The sequence below is a fragment of the Brevibacterium rongguiense genome (genome assembly GCF_009857845.1).
Classification (GTDB): Bacteria; Actinomycetota; Actinomycetes; order Actinomycetales; family Brevibacteriaceae; genus Brevibacterium; species Brevibacterium rongguiense.
This window is the reverse complement of record NZ_WWEQ01000036.1, coordinates 23,929-29,978: the sequence shown is the minus strand read 5'-3', so window position 1 is coordinate 29,978 and position 6,050 is coordinate 23,929. Positions and strand designations below refer to the sequence as shown.

The 6,050-nt window shown below is 74.0% G+C and carries 3 protein-coding genes and 1 pseudogene; 1 reads left to right on the top strand and 3 read right to left on the bottom strand.

What is annotated here, in order from left to right:
- From GSY69_RS09130 to aspS, 3 genes and pseudogenes are all read right to left on the bottom strand, one after another.
- Positions 1-1,437 (bottom strand): FGGY family carbohydrate kinase (locus tag GSY69_RS09130; RefSeq protein ID WP_328698822.1); only part of this gene is annotated, 1,437 nt, incomplete at its 3' end.
- Between the two features lie 562 nt (positions 1,438-1,999).
- Positions 2,000-3,364 (bottom strand): annotated as a pseudogene (locus tag GSY69_RS09125) (replication-associated recombination protein A); the annotation flags it as partial.
- A gap of 6 nt (positions 3,365-3,370) precedes the next feature.
- Complete coding sequence (gene aspS, locus GSY69_RS09120; RefSeq protein ID WP_160953547.1) at positions 3,371-5,152, bottom strand: aspartate--tRNA ligase; 1,782 nt, start codon at positions 5,150-5,152, stop codon at positions 3,371-3,373.
- Between the two features lie 141 nt (positions 5,153-5,293).
- Here aspS and GSY69_RS09115 point away from each other — a divergent pair, with 141 nt between their 5' ends.
- Entirely contained in the window at positions 5,294-5,662 is a 369-nt protein-coding gene (locus GSY69_RS09115) for an ArsR/SmtB family transcription factor (protein WP_160953546.1), read from the top strand.
- Positions 5,663-6,050 lie beyond the last annotated feature (388 nt).

Sequence of the window (6,050 nt, the reverse complement as noted above, 5' to 3'; positions counted from 1 at the left end):
CACCGCGCCGGCGGCGGCGAGCGCCGCGCCGCGCACGGCCGCGTCCTCCGTGCCGATGCGCCGCACCGGCCGGCCCGTGACGTCAGCGAGGACGCGCAGCCACGGCCCGGAGGCCGCTCCGCCGCCGGCCACCGGGAGAGTGCCTCCCGTTCCCGGCTCCAGCGCATGCGACAGCGCGAGCGCCACGCCCTCGAGGACCGCCGCGTACAGGTCGATGCCGCGCGTGGCGGCGTCCATGCCGATGACGGCGCCGCGGGCCGCCGCGTCGCGCACCGGGAAGCGCTCGCCGCGAATCGACGGCAGCGCGAGCAGGCCCGAGGGCCCGCGCCCGCGGGAGGACTCCCGCTCGGCGAGCAGAGCGTCGGCGCGCGCGGGCGAAGCGCCGTCCAGGAATGCCGCGCGCGCCCAGTCGGCGGCGCCCCCGGCGGCCAGCACGGCGCTGATCTCCAGCCTCGCCCGCGTGTCCGGCAGAGCTAAGCGGTGCGAGGCACCCTCGCGCCGAGCCGCGCCCGCCGGCGTCACCTCGGCGACCCAGCCGCTCGTGCCCAGATACGCATACCCTGCACCGGGCTGCAGGCCCACGGCGCCCAGCGTCGTGGCCGCGGCGTCGCCGGGAGCCAGGACGACGGGAATGCCGCGCGGCAGCCCCAGCAGTCCCGCGGCGCGCTCGTCCGTGCGGCCCACCAGCGCGCCCGAGGAGCCGGTCTGTTCGGGCGCTCCCGAACCGGCCGGCGCTCCTCGGCGCCCGACGCGGCCTTCGGGGCGCGTCGGCGGAGCCGCCTGGGCGAGATCGGGCAGGAGATCGAGGGACAGGCCGAGAGCGCCCGCGACGTCAGCGGACCATGCGCGGGCGGAGAGGTCGAGAAGGCCGGTGGTGGACGCTGTTGTGAGATCGCACCAGGCACCGCAGCCCAGCGCGGCCGCGAGGTAGCCCGCGGGGCCGAAGACCACGCGCTCCGTGCGGGCGAGCAGGTCCGGCTCCTCGCGCGCGAGCCTGCGCAGGGTCGCGGCGCACGACGTGGCATCCTGCTCGTTGCCCGCGATCGCCTCCCAGCGCGGCAGCAGCTCTCCCAGCGCTTGCGCATCGCCGGCCGCGCGGACGTCGGAATAGAGGATCGCCGGTGCGAGGGCGGGCACCGGGTGCGCGCCCAGCAGCACGACATCCTGCATCTGTCCCGTCAGCCCGAGCGCGATGATCTCCGCGTCCCCCGTCCGCCGGGCCGTGATGCCCGCCGAGGCGAAGCACTGCTCGCAGGCGGTGCGCGCGGCCGCCAGCCACGCAGCAGGATCCTGCTCCGCTCCGCCGCCGGGCAGCGTGCGGGTGGGGTAGGCCACGCGCCCGGAACCGCAGGCGGTGCCACGGTCGGCATCGACGAGCGCGGCCTTGACCGCGGAGGTGCCGAGGTCGAGTGCCAGCACCAGCCGGCGGACCGCCACCGTTCTACGCCTCGTCTGGCGCGTCCGCGCCGTCCTTCGGCGCCTTGCCCGGGGACTTCCGGGCCGTCCCCTTGTCCGCGGACGCGGCCTTCGCCCCTGCGGGGCTCTTCTTCGCTGCCGTCCGCTGGGCACGGGCGGCGCGCGTGGGCGCGGGTGCCTTCGCCGTGGCAGATTCCTCCGCACGTGCGGTTGCCTTCGCAGGTGCGGACCCGTTCGCGGGGGCGCCCGGCTCGGCACCAGCGTGCCGCGAGGCGGTTTCCGCTTCTGGGATCCCACCTGCCCCCGCGGTGTCCGGGACCTCCGATCCGGCCCGTGCCTCCGCCGTGCCCTGGGACTCCGCACCGGCCTGTGCCGCTGCGGTGCCCCGTGCTTCCTCGGTGCCCCGTGCTTCCTCGGCGACCGTTGCCCCTGCGGCGCCCGGCGCCTCCGCGGCCCCCGGCGGCTTCGGCGGCGACTGCGCCTCCGGCTGCGACGCTGACGACTGTCCCCCAGCGGCCCTGCCCCCAGCAGCCCCTGTCACGGCGGGGCGCTCCGCCGCGACCGCAGGGGGCGCCGGCGGCGCCTGGCCCGTGCGGATCCTCTTGATCGCGGTGAGGCGTTCGCCCATGGGGCGCTCCGCCCCGTTCGAGCCGGGGCGGTAGTACTCCGTGCCCCGCAGCGACTCCGGCAGGTACTCCTGCTCGGCGATCGAGTGCGGGTAGCTGTGCGCGTAGCGGTAGCCCTCGCCGTGCCCCAGGGCCTTCGCGCCCGGGTAGTGGGCATCGCGCAGGTGTGCGGGCACCTCGCCGGACTTGCCGGCCCGCACATCGGACAGGGCGGCCTCCAGCGCCATGTACGAGGCGTTCGACTTGGGCGCGCAGGCGAGGTAGACCACCGCCTCGGCCAGGGGGATCCGGCCCTCGGGCATGCCGATGCGCTCGACCGCGGTCTGGGCGGCCACCGCGAGCGGCAGCGCCTGCGGATCGGCCATGCCGATGTCCTCGGCGGCGGAGATGACCACGCGCCGGCAGATGAACCGGGGGTCCTCCCCCGCCGCGATCATCCGGGCCAGGTAGTGCAGGGCCGCGTCCGGATCGGAGCCGCGGATGGACTTGATGAAGGCGGAGACGACGTCGTAGTGCTGGTCGCCGGCCCGGTCGTAGCGCAGCACCGCCTGGTCCGCGGCCTGCGAGGCGAACGCCTCGGTGATGAGCGGCACCCCTGCGCCGCCCGGCTCGGCCCGCGCCTCGGCGATGCCCGCCGCGGCCTCGAGCACCGTGAGCGAGCGGCGGGCATCGCCGGAGGCGATCTGGACGAGGTAGTCGCGCGCGGCTGGCTCGAGCTCGAAGGAGCCCGCCAGGCCCCGTGGGTCGGCCATCGCCCGGTCGATGAGCGCGGCGACATCGGCGTCCTCGAGGGGCTGGAGGGTGAGCACGAGCGAACGCGAGACGAGCGGGGCGATGACGGAGAACGAGGGGTTCTCCGTCGTCGCGGCGATGAGGACGATGAGCCGGTTCTCCACGGCGGGCAGGAGGGCATCCTGCTGGGCCTTGGAGAACCGGTGGATCTCGTCGAGGAAGAGCACGGTGGTGCGGCCGTAGAGCTCGCGCTCGGAGCGCGCGTTCTCTACGACCTGGCGCACGTCCTTCACCCCCGCCGTGATCGCGGACAGCTCGACGAACCGGCGGTCGGGAGCGTGGGAGACCACGTGGGCGATCGTCGTCTTGCCCACCCCGGGAGGGCCCCACAGGATGACCGAGCTCGCCCCGGCGCGCTCGCCCGCGCTGGCCTGCGCGAGCTGCTGGAGGGGCGAGCCCGGGTATGTCAGGTGCGACTGGCCGACGATCTCGTCCATGGTCCGCGGGCGCATGCGCACGGCCAGCGGATCGAGGGCATTGGCCTGGCCGAAGCCCGGGTCGCCCTCGTCCTGCGAGAAGAGATCGGCCACCGCTGCTCAGTCCTGCTCGTCGGCCTCCGGGTCGAAGTCGACCCCGGCCTCCTTGCGCTGCTGGTCGGTGATGGGCGCCGGGGCGTCCGTGAGCGGATCGACACCGCCGCCGGACTTGGGGAAGGCGATGACGTCGCGGATGGACTCGGTGCCCGCGAGCAGGGCCACGATCCGGTCCCAGCCGAACGCGATGCCGCCGTGCGGGGGCGCGCCGAATCCGAACGCGTCGAGGAGGAAGCCGAACTTCTCCTGCGCGTCCTCCTCGCTGATGCCCATGACGTCGAACACGCGCTTCTGCACGTCCGGCCGGTGGATGCGGATGCTGCCGCCGCCGATCTCATTGCCGTTGCACACGATGTCGTACGCATACGCGAGCGCGCTGCCGGGATCGGTGTCGAACGTGTCCATGAACTCGGGCTTGGGGCTCGTGAACGCGTGGTGGACGGCCGTCCACTTCCCGGCGCCCACGGCCACATCGCCGGCGGCCACGGCGTCCTCGGCCGGTTCGAAGAGCGGGGCGTCGACCACCCACACGAACGACCAGGTGCCCTCCTCGATGAGCTCGCACTGCTCGGCGATCTCGCGGCGGGCCGCCCCCAGCAGGGCGCGGGCGGCGTTGCGGGTGTCCGCGGCGAAGAAGATCGCGTCGCCGGGCTTGGCGCCCGCGGCCGGGGCGAGGCCCGCCTTCTCCGCCTCGGAGATGTTCTTGGCGACCGGGCCGCCGAGCTCCCCGTCGTCGCCGACGAGCACGTAGGCCAGGCCCTTCGCACCGCGCTGGCGGGCCCAGTCCTGCCACGCGTCGAGCTTGCGCCGCGGCAGCGAGCCGCCGCCGGGGTAGACGACACAGCCCACATACGGGGCCTGGAATACGCGGAAGGGCGTGTCGGCGAAGTACTCGGTGAGCTCCGTGAGCTCGACGCCGAAGCGCAGGTCGGGCTTGTCCGAGCCGTAGCGGGCCATCGCCTCGGCGTAGGTGATCCGGTCGATGGGCGTGGTGATGTCGTAGCCCACGAGCTTCCACAGCGCCTTGAGGACGTCTTCGGCCAGGGCGATGACGTCGTCCTGCTCGACGAACGAGGCCTCGATGTCGAGCTGGGTGAATTCCGGCTGGCGGTCCGCGCGGAAGTCCTCGTCGCGGTAGCAGCGCGCGATCTGGTAGTAGCGCTCGATGCCGGCCACCTGCAGCAGCTGCTTGAACAGCTGGGGCGACTGCGGCAGGGCGTACCAGGAGCCCGGGCGCAGGCGTGCGGGCACGACGAAGTCGCGGGCGCCCTCGGGCGTGGAGCGGGTGAGCGTGGGCGTCTCGACCTCGGTGAAGCCGTGCTCGTCGAGCACCGTGCGCGCTGCACGGTTGGCGTCCGAGCGCAGCCGCATGTTGCGCGCCTGCTGCGAGCGGCGCAGGTCCAGGTAGCGGTACTTCAGGCGCGTCTCCTCGCCCACCTGGCCGGAGTCCTCCGCGTGGTCGGACACCTGGAAGGGCAGCGGCGAGGAGTCGGCGAGGATCCGCACGTCCGTGTCGACGACCTCGATGTCGCCGGTGGGCAGGGACGGGTTCGCGTTGCCCTCCGGGCGCTCGCGCACCGTGCCGGTCACCTGCACGATCGTCTCGTTGCGCAGGCGGTCCGCGTCCTGTTCGCGCACGACGACCTGGGCGATGCCCGAGGCGTCGCGCAGGTCGATGAAGGCGACGCCGCCGTGATCGCGGCGGCGGTCCACCCAGCCGGCCAGCGTGACGGCGGTGCCGACGTCCGAGCGGCGGAGCGAGCCCGCCTCATGAGTGCGAAGCACTGGGAAATCTCCTTCTGATCGGCGACGCGAACGGATGCGGATACGCGCAGGGATCCATACTAGTCGGTGGCGCGATCCCCCGCGGGCCCGCAGGGGCGCTGCGCGACCAGGAGGTGGGAGCCCGAGCAGTAGGCTGGGGCCATGAGCGACTCCGAGCGCACGGGCCGGCCGGACGTGCCCGCTGGCCTGCCCGCCGAAGTGCCGACCGACGCCCAGGTCGAGGTCGCGGCGGAGACCTTCCGGATGCTCTCCTCCTCGACGCGCCTGCGCATCGTGTGGCTGCTCGTGCACGCGGAGGCCGATGTCACCGGCCTCGCGGCGGCCTCCGGCCAGAGCGTGCAGACCGTCTCCCAGCACCTCGCCAAGATGCGGTTGGCTGGCCTCGTATCCTCGCGCAAGGAGGGCCGGCGGGTGTTCTACGTCGTCGACGATCCCCACGTCGTGGCGCTCGTCGACCAGATCTTCGACCACATCGCCCCCGACGGCTCGCTGGCCCCCGATCCCGCCTGAGCCCTGCCGAGCCCGGCACGACCCTTCCCGAGCTCGGCGGCCCTTGCCGATCGCCCCCTGGTGCAGGGCGCCCCAGGGCGCGGTGTCAGTGCGGCCGCGGGGCCGCACCCCGCTGCTGTGGGGAGCCGTCGCGCTCGCCTGCGCCGTCGCTCCCTGTTCGCGCTGTCCCTCCATGCCCTGCCAGCGGCGGCCCTCGGCGACCGCGACCGCCCTCCGCCGCAGCGGTGATGCCGACGGGCCTCGGGCGCGCATCGTGCCCACCGCGCCGGCCCACCTGCCCGTTCAGGTCGTCAGTGCACTCTTAGTAAAGTTAGACAACCCTTTGTACGTTTGCTGAGTTGTTGCTAGCCTACCCTCAGCAGTACTTCCTCCGCCCGGGTCGCGCAGC

What these genes read in the sequence shown, in the direction of transcription:
- GSY69_RS09115 (WP_160953546.1), top strand. Translation starts at nt 5,294, where the DNA reads ATGAGCGACTCCGAGCGCACGGGCCGGCCGGACGTGCCCGCTGGCCTG.